27 protein-coding genes are annotated in these 24,650 nt (G+C 66.4%); 11 read left to right on the top strand and 16 right to left on the bottom strand.

Annotated features, from left to right (window positions below):
* Positions 1 to 4: 4 nt before the first annotated feature.
* From ShzoTeo12_RS03525 to ShzoTeo12_RS03510, 4 genes are all read right to left on the bottom strand, one after another.
* On the bottom strand, positions 5 to 1,579 hold the full coding sequence (locus ShzoTeo12_RS03525) for an MFS transporter (RefSeq protein ID WP_413251138.1): 1,575 nt from the start codon (positions 1,577 to 1,579) through the stop codon (positions 5 to 7).
* A gap of 95 nt (positions 1,580 to 1,674) precedes the next feature.
* A complete protein-coding gene (locus ShzoTeo12_RS03520; RefSeq protein ID WP_119259132.1) occupies positions 1,675 to 2,130 on the bottom strand; it encodes a MarR family winged helix-turn-helix transcriptional regulator in 456 nt (151 codons plus the stop codon).
* Between the two features lie 149 nt (positions 2,131 to 2,279).
* Positions 2,280 to 3,131, bottom strand: coding sequence for a CDP-diacylglycerol--serine O-phosphatidyltransferase (pssA, locus tag ShzoTeo12_RS03515; RefSeq protein ID WP_119259131.1), 852 nt, complete (start codon positions 3,129 to 3,131; stop codon positions 2,280 to 2,282).
* 114 nt (positions 3,132 to 3,245) lie between these two features.
* Complete coding sequence (locus ShzoTeo12_RS03510; protein WP_119259130.1) at positions 3,246 to 3,944, bottom strand: phosphatidylserine decarboxylase; 699 nt, start codon at positions 3,942 to 3,944, stop codon at positions 3,246 to 3,248.
* 348 nt (positions 3,945 to 4,292) lie between these two features.
* Between ShzoTeo12_RS03510 and ShzoTeo12_RS03505 the strand changes: the two genes are divergently transcribed.
* Complete coding sequence (locus ShzoTeo12_RS03505) at positions 4,293 to 4,703, top strand: VOC family protein (protein ID WP_413251118.1); 411 nt, start codon at positions 4,293 to 4,295, stop codon at positions 4,701 to 4,703.
* Here ShzoTeo12_RS03505 and ShzoTeo12_RS03500 read toward each other — a convergent pair whose 3' ends face one another.
* Positions 4,704 to 6,539 carry an ABC transporter ATP-binding protein/permease gene (locus ShzoTeo12_RS03500; RefSeq protein ID WP_318912365.1) on the bottom strand — a complete coding sequence of 612 codons (1,836 nt, stop codon included), beginning with the start codon at positions 6,537 to 6,539 and terminating at the stop codon, positions 4,704 to 4,706.
* 249 nt (positions 6,540 to 6,788) lie between these two features.
* Positions 6,789 to 9,056 (bottom strand): LysM peptidoglycan-binding domain-containing protein, encoded by a 2,268-nt coding sequence (locus tag ShzoTeo12_RS03495; protein ID WP_318911302.1) that lies wholly within the window; start codon positions 9,054 to 9,056, stop codon positions 6,789 to 6,791.
* A gap of 160 nt (positions 9,057 to 9,216) precedes the next feature.
* On the opposite strand from ShzoTeo12_RS03495, the gene ShzoTeo12_RS03490 reads away from it, so the two are divergent.
* A complete protein-coding gene (locus ShzoTeo12_RS03490) occupies positions 9,217 to 9,837 on the top strand; it encodes a TIGR00730 family Rossman fold protein (protein WP_119259128.1) in 621 nt (206 codons plus the stop codon).
* 54 nt (positions 9,838 to 9,891) lie between these two features.
* Here ShzoTeo12_RS03490 and rarD read toward each other — a convergent pair whose 3' ends face one another.
* The 8 genes from rarD to cysS all read right to left on the bottom strand — a co-directional run bounded on the left by rarD (position 9,892) and on the right by cysS (position 17,354).
* A complete protein-coding gene (rarD, locus tag ShzoTeo12_RS03485; RefSeq protein WP_119258806.1) occupies positions 9,892 to 10,836 on the bottom strand; it encodes an EamA family transporter RarD in 945 nt (314 codons plus the stop codon).
* Between the two features lie 150 nt (positions 10,837 to 10,986).
* Complete coding sequence (gene cimA / locus ShzoTeo12_RS03480; RefSeq protein ID WP_318911301.1) at positions 10,987 to 12,600, bottom strand: citramalate synthase; 1,614 nt, start codon at positions 12,598 to 12,600, stop codon at positions 10,987 to 10,989.
* 182 nt (positions 12,601 to 12,782) lie between these two features.
* Positions 12,783 to 13,742 (bottom strand): prolyl aminopeptidase, encoded by a 960-nt coding sequence (gene pip, locus ShzoTeo12_RS03475; RefSeq protein ID WP_318911300.1) that lies wholly within the window; start codon positions 13,740 to 13,742, stop codon positions 12,783 to 12,785.
* On the bottom strand, positions 13,739 to 14,221 hold the full coding sequence (locus ShzoTeo12_RS03470) for a GFA family protein (protein ID WP_119258809.1): 483 nt from the start codon (positions 14,219 to 14,221) through the stop codon (positions 13,739 to 13,741). The genes pip and ShzoTeo12_RS03470 overlap by 4 nt, the downstream gene beginning before the upstream one ends.
* 127 nt (positions 14,222 to 14,348) lie before the next feature.
* Positions 14,349 to 14,846 (bottom strand): GFA family protein, encoded by a 498-nt coding sequence (locus ShzoTeo12_RS03465; RefSeq protein ID WP_318911299.1) that lies wholly within the window; start codon positions 14,844 to 14,846, stop codon positions 14,349 to 14,351.
* Entirely contained in the window at positions 14,843 to 15,325 is a 483-nt protein-coding gene (locus ShzoTeo12_RS03460) for a GFA family protein (RefSeq protein ID WP_318911298.1), read from the bottom strand. Before ShzoTeo12_RS03460 ends, ShzoTeo12_RS03465 begins: the two co-directional genes overlap by 4 nt.
* On the bottom strand, positions 15,322 to 15,705 hold the full coding sequence (locus ShzoTeo12_RS03455; RefSeq protein ID WP_318911297.1) for an endonuclease domain-containing protein: 384 nt from the start codon (positions 15,703 to 15,705) through the stop codon (positions 15,322 to 15,324). Before ShzoTeo12_RS03455 ends, ShzoTeo12_RS03460 begins: the two co-directional genes overlap by 4 nt.
* Before the next feature lie 176 nt (positions 15,706 to 15,881).
* A complete protein-coding gene (gene cysS / locus ShzoTeo12_RS03450; protein WP_318911296.1) occupies positions 15,882 to 17,354 on the bottom strand; it encodes a cysteine--tRNA ligase in 1,473 nt (490 codons plus the stop codon).
* 441 nt (positions 17,355 to 17,795) lie between these two features.
* On the opposite strand from cysS, the gene ShzoTeo12_RS03445 reads away from it, so the two are divergent.
* On the top strand, positions 17,796 to 17,978 hold the full coding sequence (locus tag ShzoTeo12_RS03445; protein WP_119258812.1) for a hypothetical protein: 183 nt from the start codon (positions 17,796 to 17,798) through the stop codon (positions 17,976 to 17,978).
* 11 nt (positions 17,979 to 17,989) lie between these two features.
* Here ShzoTeo12_RS03445 and ShzoTeo12_RS03440 read toward each other — a convergent pair whose 3' ends face one another.
* Positions 17,990 to 18,760, bottom strand: coding sequence for an SOS response-associated peptidase (locus tag ShzoTeo12_RS03440; RefSeq protein ID WP_318911295.1), 771 nt, complete (start codon positions 18,758 to 18,760; stop codon positions 17,990 to 17,992).
* A gap of 60 nt (positions 18,761 to 18,820) precedes the next feature.
* On the opposite strand from ShzoTeo12_RS03440, the gene ShzoTeo12_RS03435 reads away from it, so the two are divergent.
* The 4 genes from ShzoTeo12_RS03435 (at position 18,821) to ShzoTeo12_RS03420 (ending at position 20,853) form a co-directional block, all read left to right on the top strand.
* On the top strand, positions 18,821 to 19,255 hold the full coding sequence (locus ShzoTeo12_RS03435) for an NUDIX hydrolase (RefSeq protein ID WP_318911294.1): 435 nt from the start codon (positions 18,821 to 18,823) through the stop codon (positions 19,253 to 19,255).
* Positions 19,252 to 19,677: a TIGR02301 family protein gene (locus ShzoTeo12_RS03430; protein WP_318911293.1), complete on the top strand. Its 426-nt coding sequence runs from the start codon at positions 19,252 to 19,254 to the stop codon at positions 19,675 to 19,677. The genes ShzoTeo12_RS03435 and ShzoTeo12_RS03430 overlap by 4 nt, the downstream gene beginning before the upstream one ends.
* 92 nt (positions 19,678 to 19,769) lie before the next feature.
* Positions 19,770 to 20,039 carry a hypothetical protein gene (locus ShzoTeo12_RS03425; RefSeq protein ID WP_119258816.1) on the top strand — a complete coding sequence of 90 codons (270 nt, stop codon included), beginning with the start codon at positions 19,770 to 19,772 and terminating at the stop codon, positions 20,037 to 20,039.
* A gap of 16 nt (positions 20,040 to 20,055) precedes the next feature.
* Positions 20,056 to 20,853: a hypothetical protein gene (locus ShzoTeo12_RS03420; RefSeq protein ID WP_318911292.1), complete on the top strand. Its 798-nt coding sequence runs from the start codon at positions 20,056 to 20,058 to the stop codon at positions 20,851 to 20,853.
* Here the strand turns inward: ShzoTeo12_RS03420 and ShzoTeo12_RS03415 are convergent.
* Complete coding sequence (locus tag ShzoTeo12_RS03415) at positions 20,840 to 21,463, bottom strand: amino acid transporter (protein WP_318911291.1); 624 nt, start codon at positions 21,461 to 21,463, stop codon at positions 20,840 to 20,842. The two genes, ShzoTeo12_RS03420 and ShzoTeo12_RS03415, sit on opposite strands and share 14 nt — an antisense overlap.
* Positions 21,464 to 21,626: 163 nt before the next feature.
* Here ShzoTeo12_RS03415 and ShzoTeo12_RS03410 point away from each other — a divergent pair, with 163 nt between their 5' ends.
* The 4 genes from ShzoTeo12_RS03410 to ShzoTeo12_RS03395 are packed head-to-tail and all read left to right on the top strand — an operon-like array spanning position 21,627 to position 24,608.
* Positions 21,627 to 22,472: a folate-binding protein YgfZ gene (locus tag ShzoTeo12_RS03410; protein WP_318911290.1), complete on the top strand. Its 846-nt coding sequence runs from the start codon at positions 21,627 to 21,629 to the stop codon at positions 22,470 to 22,472.
* Positions 22,469 to 23,098, top strand: a complete 630-nt coding sequence (locus ShzoTeo12_RS03405; RefSeq protein ID WP_119258820.1) for a YfbR-like 5'-deoxynucleotidase — start codon at positions 22,469 to 22,471, stop codon at positions 23,096 to 23,098. The genes ShzoTeo12_RS03410 and ShzoTeo12_RS03405 overlap by 4 nt, the downstream gene beginning before the upstream one ends.
* 2 nt (positions 23,099 to 23,100) lie before the next feature.
* On the top strand, positions 23,101 to 23,634 hold the full coding sequence (locus ShzoTeo12_RS03400) for a tyrosine phosphatase family protein (RefSeq protein ID WP_318911289.1): 534 nt from the start codon (positions 23,101 to 23,103) through the stop codon (positions 23,632 to 23,634).
* On the top strand, positions 23,631 to 24,608 hold the full coding sequence (locus ShzoTeo12_RS03395; protein WP_318911288.1) for an NrtR DNA-binding winged helix domain-containing protein: 978 nt from the start codon (positions 23,631 to 23,633) through the stop codon (positions 24,606 to 24,608). Before ShzoTeo12_RS03400 ends, ShzoTeo12_RS03395 begins: the two co-directional genes overlap by 4 nt.
* The last annotated feature ends 42 nt before the right edge of the window (positions 24,609 to 24,650 follow it).

Here is a 24,650-nt window from a genome sequence, read left to right as displayed (position 1 = left end):
GGGGTCAACCTTCAACGGCCGCCTGCCCTTCGGGGCGGGCGGCGGCCTCCTTGATGCGGATGTAAAGCCAGTGAATGACGAGCGCGACGGCGGCGCCGACCGCCAGAAGCGCGATGATGAGGAATGCGTCGTTGTGGGCCAGCACGTTGGCCTCGCGCGTCACCTGCTGGCTGAGCAGCGCGACGCCCTCCGCCTTGAGCACGGCGGGGTCGGTGATGATGCGGCCATAGGCGGCGGAAAGCTGCGAGACGCGGGCTGCGACCAGCGGGTCGGCGAGCGTCATCGACTGGGCGAGCATGTTGGAATGGAACTTCTCGCGCAGCGTGATGAAGGAGCCGAACAGCGCCGAGCCGGCCAGCCCTCCGAGGCTCTGCGTCACCAGGAAGACGACGATGAAGCTCAGGATGTATTGCGGGCCCTTGCGCAGCGCCATGGTGAAGCCGGCGGCGATGGCCGGCGGCATGAAGAGGCTGCCGCCGACGGCGATCATCGACTGGCTCAGATACATCTGCCCGGGCCGCGTGAGGTTCGTCGCATGGCTGTCGAGGAAGGCGCCGATGCCGATGAAGAGCAGCGCGGCCATGTGGATGCCGGGCTCCCGCCCGGGCTTGAGAATCGCCGCGCAGGAAAGCCCGCCCGCGACGGTGGCGAGCGCCACGATGCCGTAGAGGCCGGTCAGCTGGTCGTTCTGCAGGCCGATGATCTGGAAGAAATTGCTGGCGACGGCGGTCTGCTCGGCCAGCATCAGCCGGAACAGCACCAGCACCGCGCCGACATGCAGCACCTCGCGGCTGGCGAGCCAGCGCAGGTCGATCAGCGGCTTCTCTCGGTTCAGCTCCAGCACGGCGGCGATGGTGAGCGCGGCGATCATGACCACCAGCAGCTCGCCGAGCCACCGCGCCTCCAGCCACCAATAGATCCGTCCGGTGACGAGCACGACGGCGCCCGAGCCAAAGCCGATGGCGATGAAGATATAGCTGACGATGTCGCGCTTCTCGATGACCTTGGCGCGCGGGATCGGCGTCAGCGGCAGGAGGTAGATCGCCGCGAAGGCGAGCATGGCGAGCGCCAGTTCGAGCTGGAGCAGCGCCCGCACGCCGCCGAGGTCGATCAGTGTCGGCGAGATGAAGCGGGTCAGCGGCGGGGCAAGGCTGATATTGGTGAGCGCCAGCGAAATGCCGACCGTCAGCTTGCGGGCCGGCGGAAAGGCCTCCAGCATATAGAGGAAGCCGAGCGAGGAAAGCGGCGCGGCGGCGATGCCGGCGAAGAAGCGCAGCACGATCGCCGAGCGCAGGTCCGTGATGAAGATATGCAGCGCCGCGACGACGAGGAAGACGGCAATGCCGAGCTCGGCGAAATGGCGCAGGCCATACTGGTTGCGGATCTTGATGAGGGCGATCGACAGCGAGGCGTTGGGCGCCATATAGGCCGCCATCAGCCAGACCGCCTCGGCGCTGGTAGCGCCGAACGGGCCCTGAAGCTGGGGAATATTGGCGGCCACGAGGTTCATGCCGAAGCCCTGCGTGAGGGCCAGCAGCGTCGAGGCGGCCATGTAGGCGGCGGCGCGCGCGGGCAGCATCGGCGGGGGAGCTGGCGGCGGGGCGGCCGGCGGCGCCTCCACCGGCTCCGGTGGCTCGCCCTCCGCGCCGCGATCCCCGTTGTCGGGCGCAGTGCTCATGCGTCGACGCTCTCCCGACAGCTCTTTGCGATGTTCTCGGCCATGGTGGCGAAGACCTTGACGGTGGTGGACATGTCGCCGGCCGGGATGCTCTTCAGCACGTCGGCGCGCAGCGATCTGGCAAGGTCCAGCACCTCCTCGGCCACCTGGGCGCCATAGGGCGTCATGGCGATCTGCTTGGCGCGGCGGTCGCCTTCGACGGCCTGCCGCTCGATGAAGCCCTGCTTTTCCATGCCGTCGAGCAGGCGAACGAGGGTCGGCGTCTCGATATCGAGCTCGTCGGCAAGTTCCCGCTGGTTGAGCTGCACGCCGCGGCCGAGAATGAGCAGCGCGCGGGCGCGCGGCAGCGTCAGCCCCCTCTCCTTCACGCGGGCGTCGAACAGCGCGCGCATCTTGCGCTGGACACGGGAGAGATCGTCGAGGAGGCGTTCGCGCGGATCGGTCGTGCTCATCTTGCCAGTCTCATTGCTAGTCTCAATATTATTAGCTCACTATCTATTTGATAGCTATCTACCCGACCGCCTGGCAAAAATCAAGCCCTGCCCACGGGGTGTGGACAGGGCTTCAAGGGATTCACGCGGATGTGATGGCGGGAGCCGGCTCAGGGGCCGTCGGCCTCCTCGGGGAATTCGCTTGCGCCATGGGTCGAAGGCGTCGTCCAGCCGCCGTACTTGCGCTGCCAGGAGCGGGCGCCGAACGGCAGGGTCGCGAGATAGGCGACGACCGTCACAACCATGGTCTCCCAGGTGAAGCTCATCAGCGTCGCGACATAGATGACGACGAGCAGGATCGCCGGCAGGACGAGATCGCGGCGGATGCGGCTGCCCTCGGACTTGCCGGACCAGACCGGCAGGCGGCTGACCAGAAGGAAGCCGATCAGTACCGTATAGCCGGAGGCGAGGAAGGCGAAGAGCGGGCTCGGCGCGATGCCGAGGAAGCCGAGATAGACGGGCAGCAGCACGAGCATGGCGCCGGCGGGCGCCGGCACGCCGACGAAATATTCCGACTGCCACTTCGCCTTGGTCTCGCGCTCCGCCATGACATTGAAGCGCGCGAGGCGAAGGCCCGCGGCGATGGCGTAGATCAGCGCGGCGATCCAGCCGAAGGAGCGCGCCTGATCGAGAATGAAGACGTAGAGCACAAGCGCGGGCGCCACGCCGAAATTGACGATGTCGGCGAGCGAATCCATCTGCCCGCCGAACTTGGACGTCGCCTTCAGCAGGCGCGCGACGCGGCCATCGATGCCGTCGAGAAAGGCGGCGAGCAGCACCATGCCGACGGCGAGTTCGTAACGGTTCTCGAAGGCGAGCCGGATACCGGTGAGGCCCGCACAGATGGCGAGAACCGTGATGACGTTCGGGATGATGATGCGCAGCGGGATTTCGCGCAGGCGCGGGCCTCTGGCCTCGTCGTTCGGGCCATTGGGCTCATAGGGCGGAAACGGAGTGTCCATCGCTTATCGCTTCGTTGTTGTGAGGCAGTAGCCAGTAGGAAGTAGGAAGATGCCTGATCGAAACCGTACCGGCTATTTCATTGTTCCTACTGCCTATTGGCTAATTCCTATCGCCTATCCTCGACGGCTGATGACCGGACCCTTGGCCGAGCCGAATTCGGCAAGCACCGTCTCCCCGGCGATCGCCGTCTGGCCGACGCTGACGCGCGGCTCGGCGCCGGCCGGCAGGAAGACGTCGAGGCGCGAGCCGAAGCGGATGAGGCCGAAGCGCTCACCGGCCTCCAGGCTGTCGTTCATCGCGGTCCAGCAGAGGATGCGGCGGGCGACGAGGCCGGCGATCTGCACGACGCCGATCCGGCCATGGGCGCTTTCGATGACGAGACCGTTGCGCTCGTTCTCCTGGCTCGCCTTGTCGAGGTCGGCATTGAGGAACTTGCCGGCGCGATAGGCGACCCGCGAGACGCGGCCGCGCATCGGCGCGCGGTTCACATGGCAGTTGAAGACGTTCATGAAGACCGAGATACGCATCATCGGCTGATCGCCGAGCTCCAGCTCGGCCGGCGGCGTCACCATGGCGATGGCCGAGACGCGGCCGTCTGCCGGGGAGATGACGAGGTCGTCGTCCTGCGGCGTCATGCGCTCGGGATCGCGGAAGAAATAGGCGCACCAGGCCGTCAGGATGAAGCCGATCCACATCAGCGGCTCCCAGAGGAGACCGAGAAGCAGCGACACGACGAAGAAGGCCGCCACGAACTTCCAGCCCTCCCGATGAATCGGCACCAGGGTGCTGCGTATCGTATCGACCAAACTCATCTTCCGACGTCTCCTGATAATTTCACGCCATCGACCTAGCGTGAAAAGCCCGCCGGGGCAATGCGGCGCAGTGGATAGACCCCGGACGCGAGGCCTGGCGTATGTGGTTTCGATGGGAAACCGGGCGGGACACCCCCTCTGCCCTGCCGGGCATCTCCCCCACAAGGGGGGAGATTGGATGGGGCACCGTTTCAAGCCACCATCAGCGTTGCAATTTGAGCAAAGTGCTCGCCTCTTGCCGATCTCCCCCCTTGTGGGGAGATGCCCGGCAGGGCAGAGGGGGGTATCCCGCATTGACAGAGCAGCTGACGGAAGTGGACACTCGTCATCATTGCGGGAGGCAAAGCCATGAGCGCAGAGACGGAAAAGCAATCGCTTCTCAGCGGCGCAGAACCGGTCCTCTACGTGACCGACTTTCCCGCCGCCCTCGCCTTCTACACGCAGAAGCTCGGCTTTGCCGTGGACTTCATCTATGGCGACCCGCCCTTTTACGGCGTCGTGCAGCGGGACCGGGCGCGGCTCTGCCTGCGGCTCGTGGAAGGGCCGGTCTTTGCCGGAGACGTGCGGGAGCGAGAGGAACTGTTGTCGGCATCGATCACGCTCGACAGCGCGACGGCCATCGAGCGGCTCTTTCTCGACTATCAGGCGGCGGGCGTGCCCTTTCACCTGACGCTGACGACGCAGCCGTGGGGCGCGAGGAACGTCATCGTCCGCGATCCGGACGGCAACCTGATCCTCTTTGCAGCCCCCGGCGACTGATCACTCCGCCGCCGGCACGCCGCGCGTGACGATGCCAAGGTCGTCGCTCTCGCGCACCTGCTTCAGTCGCTCCTCGGCCTGCACGGCCTCGCGCTGGCGGTTCCACATCGAGGCATAGAGGCCATCGTCGCGCTGCATCAGCTCGCCATGCGTGCCGCGCTCGGCGATCGCGCCGTCCTTGAGCACGATGATCTCATCGGCCGAGATGACGGTGGAGAGGCGGTGGGCGATGACCAGCGTGGTACGGTTCTTCGAGACCACATCGAGCGCCGCCTGGATTTCCTGCTCGGTGCGGGTGTCGAGCGCCGAGGTCGCCTCGTCGAGGATGAGGATCGGCGGGCTCTTCAGGATCGTGCGGGCGATGGCGACGCGCTGCTTCTCACCGCCGGAGAGCTTCAGGCCGCGCTCGCCGACCATCGCCTTGAAGCCGCCCGGCAGGTGGCGGATGAAGGGGCCGATCTGCGCGGCTTCGGCGGCGGCGGTGACCTCCTCGTCGGAGGCTTCGGGGCGGCCGTAGCGGATGTTGTAGGCGATGGTGTCGTTGAAGAGCACGGTGTCCTGCGGCACCATGCCGATGACCTTGCGCAGGCTCTTCTGCGTGACCTCGCGCACATCCTGACCGTCGATGGTGATCGCCCCCTCCTGCACGTCGTAGAAACGGTAGAGCAGGCGCGAGAGCGTCGACTTGCCGGCACCCGATGGGCCGACGACGGCGACCGTCTTGCCGGCCGGCACGTCGAAGGAGATGCCCTTGAGGATCGGCCGCGCCGGATCGTAGGCGAAATGCACGTCCCTGAAGGAGATCGCGCCGTCCGTGACGGCAAGCGCCGTCGCGCCCGGCCTGTCCTGCACCTCTTCCTCGACCTCCAGCAGATCGAACATCTGCTCGATATCGGTGAGGCCCTGGCGGATCTCGCGGTAGACGAAGCCGATGAAGTTGAGCGGGATGGCGAGCTGGATCAGCATCGCGTTGATGAAGACGAAGTCGCCGACCGTCTGCTCGCCGCGCTGCACGGCAAGCGCGGACATCGCCATCATCACCGCCATGCCGACGCCGAAGATCAGCGCCTGGCCGAAGTTGAGCCAGCCGAGCGAGGTCCAAACCTGGGTGGCGGATTTCTCGTACCGCTCCATGGACTGGTCGAAGCGGCGGGCCTCCATCTCCTCGTTGCCGAAATACTTCACCGTCTCGAAGTTGAGGAGCGAATCGATGGCCTTGGTGTTGGCCTCCGTGTCGCTGTCGTTCATCGCGCGGCGGATGGAAATGCGCCAGTCGCTCGCCCGGACGGTGAACCAGATGTAGAGACAGACCGTGACGGCGGTGACGAGCAGGTATTGCAGGCCATAACCGCGCCAGAAGACGGCGGCTGTCAAAAGGAACTCGATGAAGGTCGGCACGCTATTGAGGATCGTGAAGCGCACGATCGTCTCGATGCCCTTGGTGCCGCGCTCGATGACGCGCGACAGGCCGCCGGTGCGCCGCTCCAGATGGAAGCGCAGCGACAGGCGATGCAGGTGCACGAAGGTGCGGTAGGCGAGCTGGCGCACGGCATATTGCCCGACGCTGGCAAAGAGCGCGTCGCGAAGCTGGTTGAGGCCGGCCTGCACGATGCGCGCGCCGTTATAGGCGAGCACCAGCATGACGGCGCCGAGCAGGAAGGCGGGCAGCAGGCCGACGGCGTCGGGCTTGTTGTTCAGTGCATCCGTCGCCCATTTGAAGAAATAGGGAACGAGCAGCAGCACGATCTTGGAGGCGAGAAGGAAGACCGATGCCCAGACCACGCGCATCTTCAGGTCCGGCCGATCCGAGGGCCACATATAGGGCCAGAGGTTCATCAGCGTCTGGAGGAGATTGCTGTGGTCGGCCGAAACCGTCTTTTTCGTCGTCGTCGCCACGCTGGCCTCCGCCGGACGCCAAACGCCCGCTCTCGTCTTGCTGCCCGTGAAAAGCGTCGTTCGACGCCTTTCAGCCTTCGTCTTCACGCAATCGCGCATGGAATGAAATACGGCGCCCGGTGGGGCGCCGCATAGCGGAGATAGGACCTTGCCGGCCGTTTCGCAACGGCCGGCAGGAAATAACGGCCGTCAATTCCCGCGCATATGCTTGCGGTGCATCTTCTCGGCCTCGGCGTCGGTCTCCATGGTCTTGTCCGGCACGCCGAAGACCTGGCCGGGGATGATGCGGTCCGGGTTGGCGATCTGGTCCTCGTTGGCGAGGTAGATCGTGGTGTAGCGCACGCCCTTGCCGTAGATGCGGCGGGAGATCTGCCACAGCGTATCGCCGCGGCGGATAATGACCGAAGTCTTGCTCTCCTTGAGCGGCGCCTGCTCGACCGTTTCCGGCTCCCCAGCGACAGCCTCGCCGCCCGCGGAGGCCGCGGGCTGGCCGCCCGATGCCGCACCGCTTTCGGTGCCTGCAGCGGTGGAAGCGCCCTCGCCTGCAGCCGCGCCATCGGTTGCCGTAGCACCGTTGGTCGCAGCAGAGCCGTCCGTCGCGGCGGCGGCGCCCTGCGTCGCGGTTGCAACGGCATTGGCCGCGGCGGTCAGCGAGGGCATGCCCTCGAGCGCGACGAGCGCCTGCTGGTAGGCTTCCTTGCCCGCGCCGGCAGGCACGGCGGCAAGGCGGTCGAGCGCGGTCGCGGCCCAGCCCTTCAGCTCCTCGATGGCGGCCTTGACGTCGGCGGCGGTATCGGCCGGCGGCACGAAGCCGGTGAGGCGCATCAGCGCGCTTTCGAGCGCCGTGCGGCCCGTCTGTATCTCCGCCGCCGTGGCATTCCTGCCATCGGCGAAGAGTGCGACGAACTGCTGCTGCAGGGCGGTCGCCTGACCGGCCAGCGCCTCGATGGAGTTGTCCGCGGCGGCCGTCACGTTGCCGGCCGCGTCATGGGCCTTCTCGATCGCCGGGGCGAGCGCATCGGCAACGGCGGTCTCGATCGAGCCGAGCGCCTCGCCGACAGCGGCAGCATCCGGCGGCAACGCATGAAGGCGGGTCAACGCGGAGGCGGCAGCGGCGGAGGCCTTGGCCGCCATCTGGCGGGCCGCCTCCCCTTCCTCCTCGCCGGGCTTGAACTCGGCCAGCGACTTCAGCGCGATCTCCGTCGCGGAGCGGGCCGCCGCCAGTTCCTCGGCACTCGGCACGCGGCCGTCGGCGTAAAGGCCCTTGAGGAGCGCAAGCGCCTTGTCCGCCTCGGTGCGCAGCTTGTCGAAGGTGCCGCCGCCGATGAGGCCGAGGCCCGGGCCGGCATCGGTCGCGGCATTTTCCTGCGCGACCACTGCGACCTGCTCGCCTTCCGGCCGGTCGAACGGAACGGAGGCGCGGAAATCGACCTTGCTGCCGTCGGCATTCATGACATCGGCGCGAACCGTATGGCGGCCGACAGAGAGAACGATCTTGCCATCGATGACATAGCGGCCCGCTTCATCGGCCTTGGCCTCGCCGACGAGCTTGTCGTCGGCATAAATGCGGACCAGTGCGTTCGGCTTGGCCGTCCCGGCGACGAACATACGCTCGCCTTCCAGTTCCACGGCCGAAACGCGCGCCTGCGCCTTCGCGGCGGCATCCGCCGTATCGGCGGCGGGCTGGGTGCCCTCGCCCGTCGGCTGCGCGCTGGCGGCTTCGCCTCCGGTCACGGTCTGCCCGCCGGTGGCCAGCGGCACCTCGCCCGTGGCGGATGCGACTTCGCCGGTCGCCTTCTGCGCGGCTTCCGGCATCGTGATCAGCCGGCTCGCCTCGCCGGGCTTCGAGACCATGGCGAGCAGCTCGCCGCTGCCGTCCTTCGGCACGGAAACAGTCGCGACCTCCTCGGAGGTCTTCGTATCGCCCTTGTCGTCCTTGGTGTTCAGCGTGAGCTGGTAGTCGCCGGCGGCGAGCGGATGGTCGAACACGGCGGCGAAATCGCCCGAGGGACCGATATCGGTCGTGGCGACGACCGTCTCGCCGTTGCGGATCTCCAGCCTGGTGTTCGGCTGGCCGCGGCCGGCGATCACCGTGGAGCCGTCCGGCTCGACACGCAGGAGATCGAAGGCAGGCGTGACCCAGCCGGCCGTGGGATCGGCCGAAGACTCGGCGGGGGTGGCGTCGGCCTTGGCGGTTTCCTGCGTCGCGGCGGCCGTGGCAGTGGCATCGCCGCTGGAAGCCGTGCCGGCCGCGGGCTGCTCACCCGTCGCGCGGGCCTGCTTGCCGTCCGTCGTCCTGGTATCGCCGCCGCCCTCGACCGGCTTTTCGGCAAGCGATGCGACCGGCGTTTGCGCGGGCTTTTCCTTGTTCATGTTGGGCAGCACGAAGAAAACCATGAGCAGCGTTGCCGCCGCCAGCACGATCAAGGCCACCAGGCCGGTCTTGTTCTTCATCATCAACTCTCTCTCTGTCCCGGTTTCCCGGGGCGTCCCCTGCCGAAATTGCTATCGGTTCCCAGTGCCTTGCACAAGGTTTCGGGGGCTTTGGCGGCCTTGCCCCCACGCTTTTTCGGTCAATATCCTTGACGGGCCGCCGGGCGGGTGTCTGAATCGGGGCATGAGTGAGCAAAACATGCCGATTCGATCCGTCTGCGTTTACTGCGGCTCCCAGCCGGGCCGTGATTCTGCCTATGTCACCGCCGGAAGGCTGCTGGGCAAGGCGATGGCGGAAAACCACCTCCAGCTCGTCTATGGCGGCGGGACCAAGGGCATCATGGGAGCCGTCGCCAGCGGCGTACTCTCGCATGGCGGGCGCGTCACCGGCATCATACCGCAATTCCTCGTGGATATGGAGGCCACGCGCCATTCGCTGGGCCAGCTCAGCGAACTGATCGTCACGCCCGACATGCACGAGCGCAAGCACAAGATGTTCGACCGCGCCGACGCCTTCGTCGCCCTGCCGGGCGGCATCGGCACGCTGGAGGAGATCGTCGAGGTGATGACCTGGGCGCAGCTCGGCCGGCACAGGAAGCCGATGGTCTTCGCCAATATCGGCGGCTTCTGGGACCCGATGCTGAAGCTCATCCGCCACATGGCCGACGAGGGCTTCATCCACACCGCCCATCTCGTCCAGCCGCTCGTCATCGACGACCCGGAAGAAATCGTCTCCGCCCTTGTCGAGCACTGGGCCGGCCAGATCGACCGCGAGGGCGAAGCCGAGATCATCGCAAAGCTCTGACGCCGGGAGCGACGGAAACAAAAAGCCGGAGGTCTCACCTCCGGCTTTTTTCGTTCATTCCGCCGGCTTCAATTCCGTCGCCGCGAGGCGTTTCGCGCGGGCGCCGCGCAGCATCGCGCCGGAATAGATGAAGAGCGCGGCCCAGATGAAGCCGAAGGCGATGAGCTTGGTGGTGCCGAAGGGCTCGCCGAAGGCGAAGACGGCGATGAGGAAGATCATCGTCGGGGCGATGTACTGCATGATGCCGATGGTCGACAGGCGCAGGAGCTTCGCGCCGTTGGCATAGATCATCAGCGGGATCGCCGTGACGATGCCGCAGGCGAGCAGCCAGAGGACGTCGGCCATGCCGGTATCGCCGAAATGGCCCCCGCCGCTCGCTTCCAGCCAGATCACATAGGCGAGCGCCGGCACGCTGAGCAGCAGCACTTCGAGGAAGAAGCCCTGATTCGGGCCGATCGGCAGGGTCTTGCGGAAGAAGGCGTAGAAGCCCCAGGAGAAGCAGAGGCCGAGCGACACCCAGGGCAGCCCGCCGGCATCGAAGGCGAGGATAGCCACCGCGCAAGCGGCAAGGCCGATCGCCACCATCTGCGCCGGGCTCGGCTTTTCCTTCAGAAGCACCGCGCCGAGGAAGATCGAAAAGAGCGGGTTGATATAGTAGCCGAGCGCCGTCTCGATGGTGCGGCCGACGCTGATCGCCCAGACATAGATGCCCCAGTTGATGGTGATCAGCACCGCCGTCAGCGTTGCCATGGCGAGCATGCGCGGCGAGCGCAGCGCCGCCTTGATATCGGCCGTGCGGCCGAGCCAGACCAGAACGAGGCCGGCGAGCGGCACAGACCAGACGATGCGGTGCGCCACCACTTCGGGCGCGGGGATATGGGACACGGCCTTCATGAAGAAGGGCAGGAAGCCCCACAGCACATAGGCTATCAGCGCAAAGGCAAAACCGCGCGGCGAATCGCCCGTCTGGGGGCCGCTGGAGGAGTTTGCGTCGGCCATGGTGTCGTTTCCCGTCGATTTTTCGGATTTCCCGACGTCCTACTCCAATGCCGGCGAATGTACCAATTCATTCCGGTGAAGGGACGATGAGCGGCGCTGAAGCTCGCGCGCATGGCGGCCTGCCTTCGCAGGCGCCATGCGCTGGAAAGACTACTCCGCCGCCACGCGCCCCGCTTCGCCGCGGTTCTTCAGCAGCTTGTAGACGATGGAATCCATCAGCGCCTGGAAGGAGGCATCGATGATGTTGTCGGAGACGCCGACCGTCCACCAGCGGGCGCCGGAAGCGTCGGTCGATTCGATCAGGACGCGGGTGATGGCCCCGGTACCGCCGTTGAGGATACGGACCTTGTAATCCGCCAGCTCCAGGTCGGCGATCTCGCCCTGGTACTTGCCGAGGTCCTTGCGCAGCGCAAGGTCGAGCGCGTTGACCGGGCCGTGGCCCTCGGCGACGGACATCATGGTCTCGCCGTCGACGATCACCCGCACCACCGCTTCCGACACGGTCTTGAGCTGGCCGTTGGCGTCATAGCGCCGTTCGACCATCACGCGAAAGCTCTCGACATGGAAGAAATCCGGCACCGTGCCGAGCGTGCGGTAGGCGAGCAGCGCGAAGCTCGCATCCGCGCCCTCATAGGCATAGCCCGTCGCCTCGCGCTCCTTGACGATCTGGATGAGCCGGTCGAGCTTCGGATCGTCCTTGGCGACCGAAATGCCGCGCAGCTTCAGGGCGTTGATGAAGTTCGCCTTGCCGCCCTGGTCCGACACCATGACCTTGCGCAGGTTGCCGACGCTTTCCGGCGTGACATGCTCGTAGGTGCGCGGGTCCTTGAGGAGCGCGGAGGCATGGATGCCGGCCTTGGTGGCGAAGGCGGAGGCGCCGACATAGGGCGCCTGGTGATCGGGCGAGCGGTTCAGCAGCTCGTCGAAGGTATGGGCGAGCTTGGTGAGGCCGGTCAGCTCCTCCGTGTCGATGCCGATCTCGAAGCGCCCGCTATAGGCTTCCTTCAGCGCGAGCGTCGGCACGAGCGTCACGAGATTGGCATTGCCGCAGCGCTCGCCGATGCCGTTGAGCGTGCCCTGCACCTGCCGCACGCCCGCCTCGACGGCGGCCAGCGAATTGGCGACGGCCTGCCCCGTATCGTTATGGGCGTGGATGCCGAGGTTTTCGCCCGGCACGCCGGCGGCGATCACCGCCTTCACGATGGTCTGCACTTCGGAGGGCTGCGTGCCGCCATTGGTGTCGCAGAGCACGACCCAGCGCGCACCGGAGGCGAAGGCGGTCTTCGCGCAGGCCAATGCGTATTCGGGATTCGCCTTGTAGCCGTCGAAGAAATGCTCGCAGTCGATCATGGATTCGCGGCCGGAGGCGACGACCGCCTTCACGGATTCGGCGATGCTCTCGAGGTTCTCCTCATTGGTGCAGCCGAGCGCGACGCGCACATGATAGTCCCAGCTCTTGGCGACGAGACAGATCGCGTCGCTCCGCGAATCGAGGAGCGCGGCAAGGCCGGGATCGTTGGAGGCGGACACGCCGGCGCGCTTCGTCATGCCGAAAGCGACGAACTTGGCGCGGCCGGTGCGTTTCTTCGCGAAGAAGGCCGTATCGGTCGGGTTGGCGCCCGGATAACCGCCCTCGACATAGTCCAGGCCGAACTCGTCCAGCATGCCGGCAATAGCGATCTTGTCCTCGACGGAAAAGTCGATGCCGGGCGTCTGCTGGCCGTCGCGAAGCGTGGTGTCGAAAAGGTAGATACGGTCTTTCATCGGTTCCCTCCCTGGGAACGGTCCTGGTACTTCAAATCTGCCCCTCATCCGGCTGCCGCCACCTTCTCCCCGCAAGCGGGGAGAAGGACTATGCCGCGCCGTTTTCCCCAAACCTTCACTGTTGGTGGGGCGTGTCCCCTCTCCCCGCCTGCGGGGAGAGGGTTAGGGTGAGGGGCAAGCTCTCAAACTTTGCCGGCAAACTTGTCGGTCGCATAAATCAGGCGGTCGAGGATACCGGGTTCGGAATAGGCATGGCCCGCTCCTTCGACGAGGTAGAATTCCGATTCCGGCCAGGCCTTGTGCAGCGCCCAGGCGTTCTTCGCCGGGCACGGCATGTCGTAGCGGCCGTGGGCGATGACGCCGGGAATGCCGTGCAGCCTGCGGGCATCGCGGAGCAGCTGCCCCTCTTCCAGCCAGCCGGCATTGACGAAGAAATGCGTCTCCAGCCGGGCGAAGGCATCGGCGAATTCGTCCTCGCCGAAATGATCGCTCGTCGACGGTTCCGGCAGAAGCGTGATCGTCTCGCCTTCCCAGAGGCTCCAGGCCTTGGCGGCGGCGATGCGCACCGCCTTGTCCGCGCCCGTCAGGCGGCGGTAATAGGCCTGCATCATCTCATGGCGCTCTTCCGGCGGGATGGGCGCGAGGAAGCGCTCCCATTTGTCGGGGAACATTTCCGAGACGCCGAACTGGTAGTACCAGTCGAGCTCGGCCTTGGTGAGCATGTAGATGCCGCGCAGCACGAGTTCGGACACGCGTTCGGGATGCTTCTCGGCATAGGCGAGCGCCAGCGTCGAGCCCCAGGAGCCGCCGAAGACCAGCCACTTTTCCGCCCCGGCCATCTCGCGCAGCCGCTCCATGTCGGAAACGAGATGCCAGGTGGTGTTGGCCTCCAGTCCCGCATGGGGCGTGGAGCGGCCGCAGCCGCGCTGGTCGAACAGCGTCACGTCGTAGAGCTTCGGATCGAACAGCCGGCGGTGGCTCGGCGAGATCGTGCCGCCCGGACCGCCATGCAGGAAGACGGCGGGCTTGGCACCCGGCGTGCCGGCCCGTTCCCAGTAGATGACATGCCCGTCGCCGACATCGAGATGGCCGCAGGCATAGGGCTCGATCTCGGGATAGAGGGTACGCAAGGCTTCACTCATAGTTTCATTCCGTGGGCAGGCCAGTTTTCGGTTTCGTGATCGGGATGCTGGAAGGAGATGATCGTCTCCTGCCGGCTGTAGTAATCCGGGTCGTCATGCACCGGAGCGGAGAAGATCGTCTCCACCCAAGGCAGGCGCGAACCGTAATTGACCTGGATCTGCGGAGCGAGGTCGCTGCGGTCGTCGAAAGCGCCGATGGCGATCTCCAGCCCGCCCGGATGCCTGTAGGTCAGCGGCGTGCCGCAGCGCTTGCAGAAGCCGCGGGCAATGTTGACCGAGGACTGGAAGTAGCTCGGCTCCTCGCGTGTCCATTCGGCCTCGCCCTCGACGGTGACGAGCGGGCCGAAGAAGCCGCCGAACTGCTTCTGGCACATGCGGCAATGGCAGATCGACGGGCGGCCGAGCGCGCCGTGGATGCGGAAGCGCACCGCGCCGCACTGGCAGCCGCCGGTCCTTGTCTTTTCCTGTTCCGTGGTCATGGCAGGCTCCTTCAGCGATAAGAGGAATAGACGACGACGGCGATCACGACGGCCGTGATGAGGATCAGCTTTCCGGCGATGAGATAGAGCCACTTGCGGGGAAAGCCGAGCTCGGGCCTGGGATCGCTCATGGGGCATCCTCCGGCGGCCAGTGGTCGGTGTCGTAGTCGGGATGCTGGCGGTTCGAATCGCGGATCGCCACATGCCGCGCCTCGCCGCCCTCCCCCTCGTTGCTTTCGTGCTCCGGCAATCTGGCCAGTTGCGGAAACCAGACGACGCGCGATTCGACGCCGGATTGGGCGATGGGGCGCACGTCGTCCGGATCGTCGAGCGAACCCAGCGTCACGTTGATATGGGCCGAGGCGAGGCCGTCATAGAAGAGCGGCGTGCCGCAATCCCGGCAGAAGCCGCGGCGCACGATTTCCGACGACCGGAACCAGCCCGGCTCGCCGCGGGTGATGGAAAAGCGCTCGCGCGGGGCATTGGCGAGCGGCAGGAAATAGTTGCCCGCCGCCTTCTGGCACATGCGGCAATGACACAGATGCGGATCGCCGAGCGTGCCCTCGACGCGGTAGCGCACCGCGCCGCACTGGCAGCCGCCGGTATAGATGCGCGAGATGCTCATGGCGCGCGCTCCGGCGGCCATTCGTCGGTATCGTGGTCGGGATGCTGGTAGGAGACGAGGTCGGCGAGGAAGGCGGCGGCCCCCTGGTCGGCCATCGTATCCTCGCCCGGCAGGTCGCGGATCGTGTCGACATAGGGCAGCTTTGCCTCGATGCCCCACTGGATGCGCGGGGCGATCTCGGCTGGGTCGTCGAAAGCGGCGATGGTCAGCGCCACGCCGTCCGGCGCCTCATAGGTCAACGGCGTACCGCATTCCGCGCAGAAGCCGCGATAGCCGTGGTTGGAGGAGCGGAAGCGCTTCGGCTCGCCGCGCGTCCATGTCAGCTTCGCGCCGCTGACCGAAACCAGCGGCAGATAAAAGTTCCCGCTCGCCTTCTGGCACATCCGGCAATGACAGACCGACGCATCGCCCAGCGCGCCCTCGACATGAAAGCGCACGGCGCCGCACTGGCATCCGCCGGTGTAGAAGGGGGTGGTCATGGCGCGGGCTCCCTGTTCCGGCGCTCTTCGACGACGGCAAGGATATGGCGGCAAACATTGTCCATATCCTTCAGCACGTCGTCATTCCAGAACCGCAAAACTGTCCAGCCATCCGCTTCGAGACGCCGTGTCCGGTCGGCATCATATCGCAGTGACGTGTCCGTCGCGTGCTGCGATCCATCGAGCTCGACAACGATGCGATGGGCTGGGCAGGCGAAATCGACGATGTATCCGGCTACCGGCATCTGGCGCCGAAAACTCAGCCCCATGAGACGATGGGCACGCAGTTCGTTCCAGAGGGCGAGCTCGGCATCCGTCAGGATCTTGCGCATCCGGCGCGCGCGAAGGCGATTGAGCCTCGAAACCTTCCCGTGCGGCATGGCACCCCCCTCTGTCACTTCGTGACATCTCCCCCACAAGGGGGGAGATTGGGTGCCAGCATAATCGCTCATCGCGAACTCAACCAGTAATTGATTTTCGAAGCGGAAGCCACGAGTCCCCGATCTCCCCCCTTGTGGGGGAGATGTCACGAAGTGACAGAGGGGGGTGGCTTGTCTCAACGCTTCACCTCCCACGTCGTCACGCGCTCGCCCGTCGCCGGGTCCTTGCCGTCTTTCAGCTGGATGCCCTTGGCGGAGAGGTCGTCGCGAATCCTGTCGGCTTCAGTGAAGTTCTTCGCCTTCAGCATTTCGAGGCGGAGCTGGATGATCGAGTCGATGCTCTCCTCCAGCGCCTTGGAGACCTCGGCCTTCTTCGGCTCCACGCCGAGAAGCCGGGCGCTGGCGGCGAAGACGGGCAGCATCAGCGGGTCGCTGTTGGCGCATTGGGCCAGCGCATGCAGGGCCTGTACGGCGCCGACCGTGTTGAGGTCGTCGAGGAGCGGGGCGAGCACCGTCTGGTCCACCCGGCCTTCCGCCGGGTTACCGCCGGCCGGCCATTTTGAGAGCAGGCGCTCGGCCTCCTCCAGCCGCTTGACGGAGAAGTCGATCGGCTCGCGATAATGCGTCATCAGCATGGCGAGGCGCAGCACCTCGCCCGGCCATTTGCGGCCGCCAAACTTTTCCTCGTGCAGCAGCTCGTAGATCGTGACGAAGTTGCCTTCGGATTTCGACATCTTGCGGCCTTCGACCTGCACGAAGCCGTTGTGCATCCAGACATTCGCCATGACCTTCGTGCCATGGGCGCAGCGTGACTGGGCGATCTCGTTCTCGTGGTGCGGGAAGATCAGGTCGAGCCCGCCGCCATGGATATCGAAGACCTCGCCGAGATAGGCCGCCGACATGGCCGAGCACTCGATATGCCAGCCGGGGCGGCCCTTTGGTTTCCCTGTCAGGCCAGCGGCCTTCCATGCCTCTTGGCCCCACGGGCTCTCCCAGCCGGGCTCCTCCGGCGAGGAGAGCTTCCAAAGCACGAAGTCGCCGGGATTCTTCTTGTGCACGTCGACGGCGACGCGGGCGCCGGCCTGCTGCTCGTCGAGATTGCGCTTCGAAAGCTGGCCGTAATCGGCCATCGATCCGGTGTCGAACAGCACTTCACCATTGGTTTCATAGGCATGGCCGCGTTCGATGAGACGTTGAATCAGGGTGATCATGTCCGCCTTGCCATCCTCGCGCGGCTGCACGAATTCGGTGGCGCGCGGCTCGTGCGTCGGCGGCATGGCACCGAGCGTGGCGACATCGGAATGGAACTGGTTCGCCGTCTTCTCCGTCACCCGGCGGATCGCCTCGTTCAGCGAGAGGGCGCCGCTTTCGATCTCGCCGCCGAAATCGCGCAGCGCCCGGGCATTGATCTTGTCATCGACGTCCGTGATGTTGCGGGCATAGGTGACGTGGGCTTCGCCATAGACATGGCGCAGCAGGCGGTAGAGCACGTCGAAGACGATGACCGGCCGCGCATTGCCGATATGGGCGAAGTCATAGACCGTCGGGCCGCAGACATACATGCGCACGTTGTCGGGATCGATGGGAGCGAAGGGCTCCTTCGAGCGCGTGAGCGTGTTGTATAGCGACAGGACCGGCTTTTCGGCCATGGAAATCTCCCAAAATGCGTGCACCCGGCTGGCCGGGTCGTTGTCATCCGGGGATTTTGGGGGACGAAAACGGCCAGGCCAGCGCGTGCGCTAGCGAATAATGCTCCGGCGAATGCAGAGTACCGTTTTCATGGCCTGCTTTATCGCGCCGTGCGCGCCCGCGGTCAAGCGGCGTGAAGGCCGGGCCGCGAAAATCCTGCCCGTTCGGCCTGTTATCCCAAGCTGTTACCCGCGTGACAGCCGGCGTCCGGCGCGTCGTGCGATATGTCCGCCGGTCATATTTATTGATCGCCGAAACCGCGGATTTGGGCCTTCCGCCGCAGAGCGATCAAGATTTGAGCAGAATTTGGCCGAAAGGGTCCGGTAAATGCATAGGTCATCGGGGGTAGCGACCGGGGGAACCAGACGGGGCTGCCTGATGACAACTTCAGGAGAGTGAGAATGTCGATCGCCAAGAAGAAACCGGCGCAACCCGCCGCCGCCAATGCCAACCTGCAGGAGCGCTACAAGCCGCTCGGCCTGCGCGCCGTGGTTGCCGCCACGCAGTGCAAGCCGGAGGTGAAGGCCACTGAGGCGCGCCGCGACCGCGACTTGCCGCCGGTGCTCCAGTCGCTCTACGAATAGGCGGCTCCAAGTCAAAAGAGCGATAGCTGATCCGACGATGGGGGCGCTTGTGCGCCCTTGTTCTTTTGCGGCATCGGCGCTTTCTCCTCGACGGGCTCGAGGATGTCCGGTCCCATATTAGCGACCTTGTTCACCTTGTCGGAAATCGCAATGGCCTCGAAGAAGCCGTCGTCGATCGGCTTCATGAGGTCGGCGACGTCGCGCGGCTCCTGTGCTTTGCAGTCGAGCCAGCGGGAAAAATCTTCCGGGCGGATGACGACCGGCATGCGGTCGTGGATGCGGGAAATGTCGTTGTTGGCCGCCGTCGTCAGGATCGCGCCGGTATCGACCTCCGAGCCATCGGCGGAAGACCAGGTCTCCATCAGGCCGGCGAAGGCGACGATCTCGCCCTTCCTCGGGCGGATGAAATAGGCCTGCGCCTTCGCGCCCTTCTCCTCCGGCCGCCGCCATTCGAAGAAGCCTGAGGCCGGCACGAGGATGCGGCGATGGCGCATGGCGGCCTTGAACGAGGCCTTGCCCACCGCCGTCTCGGAGCGCGCATTGATCAGCAGCGGAAAATCGCGCGGATCCTTCACCCAGCCGGGCATGAAGCCCCAGCGCACGAGCACCGCCCGGCGCTCCGGCAGGTTGCTGCCGGGCTCCTGCCTTTCGCCCGCGATGACGACGAGGATCGGCTGCGTCGGGGCGATGTTGTAGCGCGCCGGCGGATCCTCCACATCCACGATGCCGAGGAATTCCCGCAAGAGGTCCGTCCTGGCGAGCAATGCATATCGTCCACACATGGCATCGTCATCGCACTTTGCCTATAAGGGGTCAATGAAGCGCAACCGAACCGGACAGCGATGAAGAAGTCGAAGACGCCCCAGCCCGCCTCCTCCGCCATCATTGAGCGCGACGGGCGCTACCTGCTCGTGCTGCGCAGCAAGCCGCCGTCGGATGCCATGTATGCCTTTCCGGGCGGGCGCGGCGAGGACGGCGAGACGCCGGCCGAGACGGCGCTGCGCGAACTCTTCGAGGAAACCGGCATAAAGGCGGAAAAGCCGATGCTTTTCGCGACCTACGACCTGCCGGGCCGCGAGGACGGCCCCGGCAGCCCCTCCTTCTTCCTTTCCGTCTTCAAGGTGAAGGCCGACCGGAGCGCGGTTGCCGTCGCCGCCGACGATGCGGCGAGCGTCGGCTGGTACACGGCCGAGGAGATTGCGGGCCTTCCCGCGCCCGACAGCGTGCGCGAATGCATCGCGCGGCTGGAAGCCGAACGGCTGGGGCCTGCCGCATGAAGGTGATTCGCCTCGCCCTGATCGCAAGCCTTGCCCTTGCCGGCCCTGCCCTCGCCCAGAAGGCGAAGCAGGCCGCCGGCACGGAAACGCCGGCCGCCGCTCCCATCGAGGAAAAACCCGCACCTTATGACGAGCGGCTGGAGCGGCTTTCGGAAATCCTCGGCGCGGTGCACTACCTGCGCAATCTTTGCGCCGGCAAGGCGGAGGACAACTGGCGCGCCGCCATGCAGCGCATTATCGAGCTGGAAGCGGCCAAGGAGCCGAAGCGGCAGGAAAAGCTGACCGCCGCATTCAACCGTGGATACCGCTCCTTTGCCGCCATCTATACCGCTTGCACCGACTCGGCAGTTGTCGCAGAAGAGAGATACCGTAACGAAGGTGCAACACTTGCCACGGAAATTACCGCAAGGTTCGGAAATTAGGGATTAATTAACCTGTTTTCGCAGCAGCCAGTGCCGTTTTGGGAAAAGGCTGCTAAGGTCGTTAACAGTGCAGTAAGAACTGAATGCCTCGCATGGACCGATCTATGGAACCTACTCTCAACGATATCGACGAGATGATCGTGCACGAGAAGATGCAGGCCGCTCTGGAACACCAGAACGAAGCCTGGGCCGATGGCATGGCTGATGGTATCGAACCGGAAATCATCGCCGATGCGGCCATTGCGCTCGCCCTGCGCGAGACGGTCCGCGTCCATGGCGAGCGGGGCGCGGAAGCGCTGCTCGATTCGCTTCGCGAGCGCCTGCTGGCTGGAGAATTCTCCCCCGAGCGCATCCTGCAATAGGCTGGAAAGACAGGTCATGCAGATGTCGGCTGACGGCAACAAGCTGCTTTCCAGCAGCGTCATCGCCTTGTCGGTGCTCTTCGCAACGACGACGCTCCTTGCGCCCGTGCGCCCGGCCTTCGCCCTCAGCGAATTGAAGCACGAGCCGGGCGAGGTGCCGCAAAAACCCGCCGACGGCGAAAAGCCGGCCGAGGCCGAAAAGTCCGCGCCGGCGGTCAAGGAAGAGGAAGCCGCCCCGGTCGAACTGCCGCGGCCGGACCCGCTGATCCGCAACGACAAGGCGGTGACGGAACCGGCCGAGGAAACGCCGGCGACCACCGACAAGCCTGCGGAAGAGCCGCAGGCGCCCGTCGAGGTGCTCTACGACATCGACAAGGCGCCCGAGCCGGTGCGCCGCATGCGCCAGCTCATCGTCGAGGCCGCCGCTTCCGGCGATATCGAGCGCCTGCGCCCCCTGCTCGGCAAGGGCATGACCGAGACGCAGGTCTCCATGGTCGAAAGCGAGGACGGCCCGGTCGAGACGCTGAAGGGCCAGTCCGGCGATCCCGACGGCATCGAGATTCTCGCGATCCTGCTCGACGTGCTGGCGACGGGCTTCGCCCATGTCGGCCAGGGCACGGCGGACGAGATGTATGTCTGGCCCTATTTCGCCGAAAAGCCGCTCACGAGCCTGACGCCGCCGGAAAAGGTGGAGCTGCTGCGCATCGTCACGGCCGGCGACTATTCCGACATGCAGGAATTCGGCAGCTACAACTTCTACCGCGTCGGCATTACGCCGGACGGCCAGTGGAAGTTCTTCGTCACCGGCGAATAGTCTCCAGCGCGTCCAGCCACGCGTGTCCGGGATGCCCTCCGGCAAGACATTCCCGCAGCCAGTCTCGCGCCGGAGCGTCCAGCTTCGGCAGCGCCCGGACGAAATCGGCCTCGTCCTTGTCGCGTCGGTACTTCGCCTTGAAAAGCAGGACGATCTCCGGCGCGAGATGGGGGATGCCTCCTGCGCCCAGCCGGACGGCCTCGCGGCGCGGGCGGCGGATCGACGGATCGCGTTTGTAGACCCAGGTCTCCGGCGTGCCGTCCTCCAGCATCATGTCCACCCGCCAGCGGCGTGCCGCCCTGTCCTCGCACCAGACCTGCGCTATATCGGCCGGCGGCGCTTCGCCCTCCGCGAGCGGCCGCACCTTGCCGTCGCCCACCAAATGAAGGCGGACATCCGGCAAGGCCGCGCGGAAGAGCGGAAAATCGGGCCGCAGCAGGGTGAATTCCAGATCCTCGTGCGGGCGCGTCCCGGCGCCGTGCCAGAGATCGAGCGCCCAGCCGCCGACGACGCACCAGGGCCGCGGGACGCCGGCAAGCCGGCGGGCGAGCTCGGCCGGATGCCAGGCGGACCATGCATCATGGGCAAGCGGCGTTGTCGGGGCGGTCATCGTCGGGTCTCTCCTTGGGCGCCTTTCATACCGCTATCGCGCCGGCGGGCAAGAGCCGCGACCTTGCGAAAGCGGCCCAGCCGTTCTACCTCTGCATCAACGGGTGCGATGGTGCACCGCAGACGCCGGCTTCGTCCGGCGCACGATAAATCTGGATCCGACCATGCCTTCCGTCACGCTTTCCGGCCGCGCCTTCCTCCGCATTTCCGGCAAGGATGCCGAAACCTTCCTGCAGAACCTGATCACCACCAACCTGCCCGATCTCAGGGAGGATGAAATCCGCCCCGGCGCGCTGCTGACGCCGCAGGGCAAGATCCTCTTCGACTTCCTGATCCGCCGCGACGGCCCGGATGCCTTCCTCATCGAGACGACGGAGGACCAGCGCGACGGCCTCCTCAAGCGGCTGACCATGTACAAGCTGCGCGCCGCCGTCGACCTTGCGGCCGCCGAGTGCGGCGCGGTGACGATCTCCTGGGACGAGGCGGAGGCCGGCGCGCCGCGCGACGTGCGCTTCGCCAAGGCGGGGATCGACGTTTCCCGCCGCGCGAGCGACGGAGGCAGCGACGATACCGCACTCTACGATGCGCTGCGCATCGCCGCGGGACTTCCCGAGGCCGGCAGCGACTATGCGCTTTCCGACGTCTTCCCGCATGACGTTCTGCTCGATCTCAGCGGCGGGCTTTCCTTCCGCACGGGATGCTATGTCGGGCAGGAGGTCGTCTCCCGCATGCAGCATCGCGGCACCGCCCGCCGCCGGCCCGTCATCGTCACGGGCGAGGCGCCGCTTCCGGCGACGGGCACCGAGCTTCTGGCCGGCGGCAAGCCGGTCGGCACGCTCGGCAGTGTCTCCGGTGCGCTCGGCCTTGCCATCGCGCGCATCGACCGCGTGGCCGACGCCATCGCCGCCGGCACGCCGATCACGGCGGACGGCGCGCCCGTCACCCTCACGCTCCCGGCATGGACCGGCCTCACCTTCCCCGAGCAGGCACCCGAGGTGCCGGCGCAATGAGCGGCGCGGCACGCCCGAAGACGGAGCCGCGCGCCTGGCAGCGCATGCTGTCCGGCCGCCGCCTCGACCTCCTCAACCCCTCGCCGCTCGATATCGAGCTGTCCGACATCGCCCACGGCCTTGCCCGCGTCGCCCGCTGGAACGGCCAGACCAACGGCGACCATGCCTTCTCGGTGGCGCAGCATTCGCTGGCCGTCGAGGCAATCTTCCGCCGCCAGAACCGCTGCGACGCCGGCGAGTGCCTGATGGCGCTGCTGCACGATGCGCCGGAATATGTGATCGGCGACATGATCTCGCCCTTCAAGGCCGTGGTCGGCGGCGGCTACAAGACGGTCGAGAAGCGGCTGGAAGCCGCCGTGCACCTGCGCTTCGGCCTGCCGGCGGCAACGCCTGCCAGCCTGAAGGCGAAGATCAAGAAGGCCGACCAGGTCGCCGCCTTCTTCGAGGCGACCGAGCTTGCCGGCTTCTCCCATGCCGAGGCCGTGAAATTCTTCGGCGCGCCGCGCGGCATCACGCTCGACATGATCGAGATCGCGCCGGTGCCCGCCGTGGAGGCGCAAAGGCGCTTTTGCGAGCGCTTCGAGGCGCTGGAACGCGAGCGCGGCCCCCTCGCCGCGGCGGTGTGAGCATGGGCACGATCGTCGTCGCCCCGCTCGGCCGGATCGCGGAGCTCGCCGTCCGCCACCGCTGCCGCGAGATGCTGAGCCTCGTCGCGCCGAAGCAGGATTTCCACCGACCGGCGGTGATCTCCGCCGGGCGTCACCTGATCCTCGGCGTCAACGACATCGCCTTTGCCGGCACCGGCAATCTCGTCGCGCCCGGCGAGGAGCATGTGGCGGCGATCGTCGGCTTCGCGCGCGGCTGGGACCGGCAGGCGCCGCTGCTCGTCCATTGCATGATGGGCGTCTCGCGCTCGCCGGCCGCCGCGCTTATCGCCGCGCTCGCGGTGGCGCCGGACCAGGACGACCATGACCTCGCGCAGCGCCTGCGCCGCGCCTCCGCGCAGGCGACGCCGAATGTGCGGCTGGTGGCGATCGGCGACCATGTGCTCGGGCGGGGCGGAAAGCTCGTCGCGGCGGTGAAGGCCATCGGCCGCGGCGCGGACTATGTCGGCGAGAGCCCGTTCTCCTTCTCCGCCCTTCCCGAGAGCGCAGAACCATGACGGAAAGCGGCGCCCGCCCCCCGGTCGAGATCGGCCTCAACGCGGCGGTCGTCGCGATTTCCGGGCGCAGCCCCTCCATCCTCGCCATCGGCGGCGAGGGCGCGCACAAGCGCGACGCCCTGCCCTTCGGCCCCTTCGACCCGCACCAGCATCGCACCTTCGAGACGAGCCTGCGCGCCAGCGTGGAGGCGCAGACCGCGCTGAAACTCGGCTATATCGAGCAGCTCTACACCTTCGGCGACCGCGGCCGGCAGAAAGCCCCCGACGAGGCCGGCACGCACATGGTCTCGGTCGGCTATCTCGCGCTGACGCGCACGGACGCCGAGGCGAACGAGCAGCTGGCGGAAGCCGGCGCCGCCTGGCGCGACTGGTATGCCTATCTTCCCTGGGAGGACTGGCGGCAGGGCCGGCCGGCCGTGATCGACCAGCTGATCCTGCCCGCCCTGAAGCACTGGGGCAGCGAGGCGGCCAATGCCGACCGCGCGACCCCGATGCCGACGCCGCGCACGCGTATCCGCCTCGCCTTCGGCCTCGACGATTTCCCGTGGGACGAGGAGCGCGTGCTGGAGCGCTACGAGCTTCTCTACGAGGCCGGCCTTGCCGAGGAGGCGGTGACGGACGGCTGGGCGCGCGCCGGCCAGCCCTCGCCCGGCATCGCCATGCGCCACGACCATCGCCGCATCCTCGCGACGGCCATGGCGCGGCTGCGTGGCAAGATCAAGTACCGCCCGGTCATCTTCGAGCTGATGGCGCCGGAATTCACGCTGACCGAGCTTCAGGCGACCGTCGAGGCGATCTCGGGCCGGCACCTGCACAAGCAGAACTTCCGCCGGCTCGTCGAAGGGGCCGAGCTGGTGGAGCCGACCGGCTCTTCCACCAGCGCGACGGGCGGCCGGCCCGCCGCCCTCTTCCGCTTCCGCCGCCGCATCTTCGAGGAGCGCCCAGCACCCGGCCTCAAGGTCGGAATGCGCTAAATCGGAACTTCTTTCCCTCCCTGCCATTTCGCCATCGATATC

It is taken from the genome of Shinella zoogloeoides, assembly GCF_033705735.1.
GTDB lineage: Bacteria > Pseudomonadota > Alphaproteobacteria > Rhizobiales > Rhizobiaceae > Shinella > Shinella zoogloeoides_A.
The sequence above is the reverse complement of the archived record's forward strand: the minus strand, read 5'-3'. Positions and strand labels throughout refer to the sequence as shown.

Bases quoted from the DNA above. Each gene is read 5' to 3' on its own strand.
- ShzoTeo12_RS03525 (WP_413251138.1), bottom strand. From the start codon at position 1,579: ATGCTGCCCGCGCGCGCCGCCGCCTACATGGCCGCCTCGACGCTGCTG.
- ShzoTeo12_RS03520 (WP_119259132.1), bottom strand. From the start codon at position 2,130: ATGAGCACGACCGATCCGCGCGAACGCCTCCTCGACGATCTCTCCCGT.
- pssA (WP_119259131.1), bottom strand. From the start codon at position 3,131: ATGGACACTCCGTTTCCGCCCTATGAGCCCAATGGCCCGAACGACGAG.
- ShzoTeo12_RS03510 (WP_119259130.1), bottom strand. From the start codon at position 3,944: ATGAGTTTGGTCGATACGATACGCAGCACCCTGGTGCCGATTCATCGG.
- ShzoTeo12_RS03505 (WP_413251118.1), top strand. From the start codon at position 4,293: ATGAGCGCAGAGACGGAAAAGCAATCGCTTCTCAGCGGCGCAGAACCG.
- ShzoTeo12_RS03500 (WP_318912365.1), bottom strand. From the start codon at position 6,539: ATGAACCTCTGGCCCTATATGTGGCCCTCGGATCGGCCGGACCTGAAG.
- ShzoTeo12_RS03495 (WP_318911302.1), bottom strand. From the start codon at position 9,056: ATGATGAAGAACAAGACCGGCCTGGTGGCCTTGATCGTGCTGGCGGCG.
- ShzoTeo12_RS03490 (WP_119259128.1), top strand. From the start codon at position 9,217: ATGAGTGAGCAAAACATGCCGATTCGATCCGTCTGCGTTTACTGCGGC.
- rarD (WP_119258806.1), bottom strand. From the start codon at position 10,836: ATGGCCGACGCAAACTCCTCCAGCGGCCCCCAGACGGGCGATTCGCCG.
- cimA (WP_318911301.1), bottom strand. From the start codon at position 12,600: ATGAAAGACCGTATCTACCTTTTCGACACCACGCTTCGCGACGGCCAG.
- pip (WP_318911300.1), bottom strand. From the start codon at position 13,742: ATGAGTGAAGCCTTGCGTACCCTCTATCCCGAGATCGAGCCCTATGCC.
- ShzoTeo12_RS03470 (WP_119258809.1), bottom strand. From the start codon at position 14,221: ATGACCACGGAACAGGAAAAGACAAGGACCGGCGGCTGCCAGTGCGGC.
- ShzoTeo12_RS03465 (WP_318911299.1), bottom strand. From the start codon at position 14,846: ATGAGCATCTCGCGCATCTATACCGGCGGCTGCCAGTGCGGCGCGGTG.
- ShzoTeo12_RS03460 (WP_318911298.1), bottom strand. From the start codon at position 15,325: ATGACCACCCCCTTCTACACCGGCGGATGCCAGTGCGGCGCCGTGCGC.
- ShzoTeo12_RS03455 (WP_318911297.1), bottom strand. From the start codon at position 15,705: ATGCCGCACGGGAAGGTTTCGAGGCTCAATCGCCTTCGCGCGCGCCGG.
- cysS (WP_318911296.1), bottom strand. From the start codon at position 17,354: ATGGCCGAAAAGCCGGTCCTGTCGCTATACAACACGCTCACGCGCTCG.
- ShzoTeo12_RS03445 (WP_119258812.1), top strand. From the start codon at position 17,796: ATGTCGATCGCCAAGAAGAAACCGGCGCAACCCGCCGCCGCCAATGCC.
- ShzoTeo12_RS03440 (WP_318911295.1), bottom strand. From the start codon at position 18,760: ATGTGTGGACGATATGCATTGCTCGCCAGGACGGACCTCTTGCGGGAA.
- ShzoTeo12_RS03435 (WP_318911294.1), top strand. From the start codon at position 18,821: ATGAAGAAGTCGAAGACGCCCCAGCCCGCCTCCTCCGCCATCATTGAG.
- ShzoTeo12_RS03430 (WP_318911293.1), top strand. From the start codon at position 19,252: ATGAAGGTGATTCGCCTCGCCCTGATCGCAAGCCTTGCCCTTGCCGGC.
- ShzoTeo12_RS03425 (WP_119258816.1), top strand. From the start codon at position 19,770: ATGGACCGATCTATGGAACCTACTCTCAACGATATCGACGAGATGATC.
- ShzoTeo12_RS03420 (WP_318911292.1), top strand. From the start codon at position 20,056: ATGCAGATGTCGGCTGACGGCAACAAGCTGCTTTCCAGCAGCGTCATC.
- ShzoTeo12_RS03415 (WP_318911291.1), bottom strand. From the start codon at position 21,463: ATGACCGCCCCGACAACGCCGCTTGCCCATGATGCATGGTCCGCCTGG.
- ShzoTeo12_RS03410 (WP_318911290.1), top strand. From the start codon at position 21,627: ATGCCTTCCGTCACGCTTTCCGGCCGCGCCTTCCTCCGCATTTCCGGC.
- ShzoTeo12_RS03405 (WP_119258820.1), top strand. From the start codon at position 22,469: ATGAGCGGCGCGGCACGCCCGAAGACGGAGCCGCGCGCCTGGCAGCGC.
- ShzoTeo12_RS03400 (WP_318911289.1), top strand. From the start codon at position 23,101: ATGGGCACGATCGTCGTCGCCCCGCTCGGCCGGATCGCGGAGCTCGCC.
- ShzoTeo12_RS03395 (WP_318911288.1), top strand. From the start codon at position 23,631: ATGACGGAAAGCGGCGCCCGCCCCCCGGTCGAGATCGGCCTCAACGCG.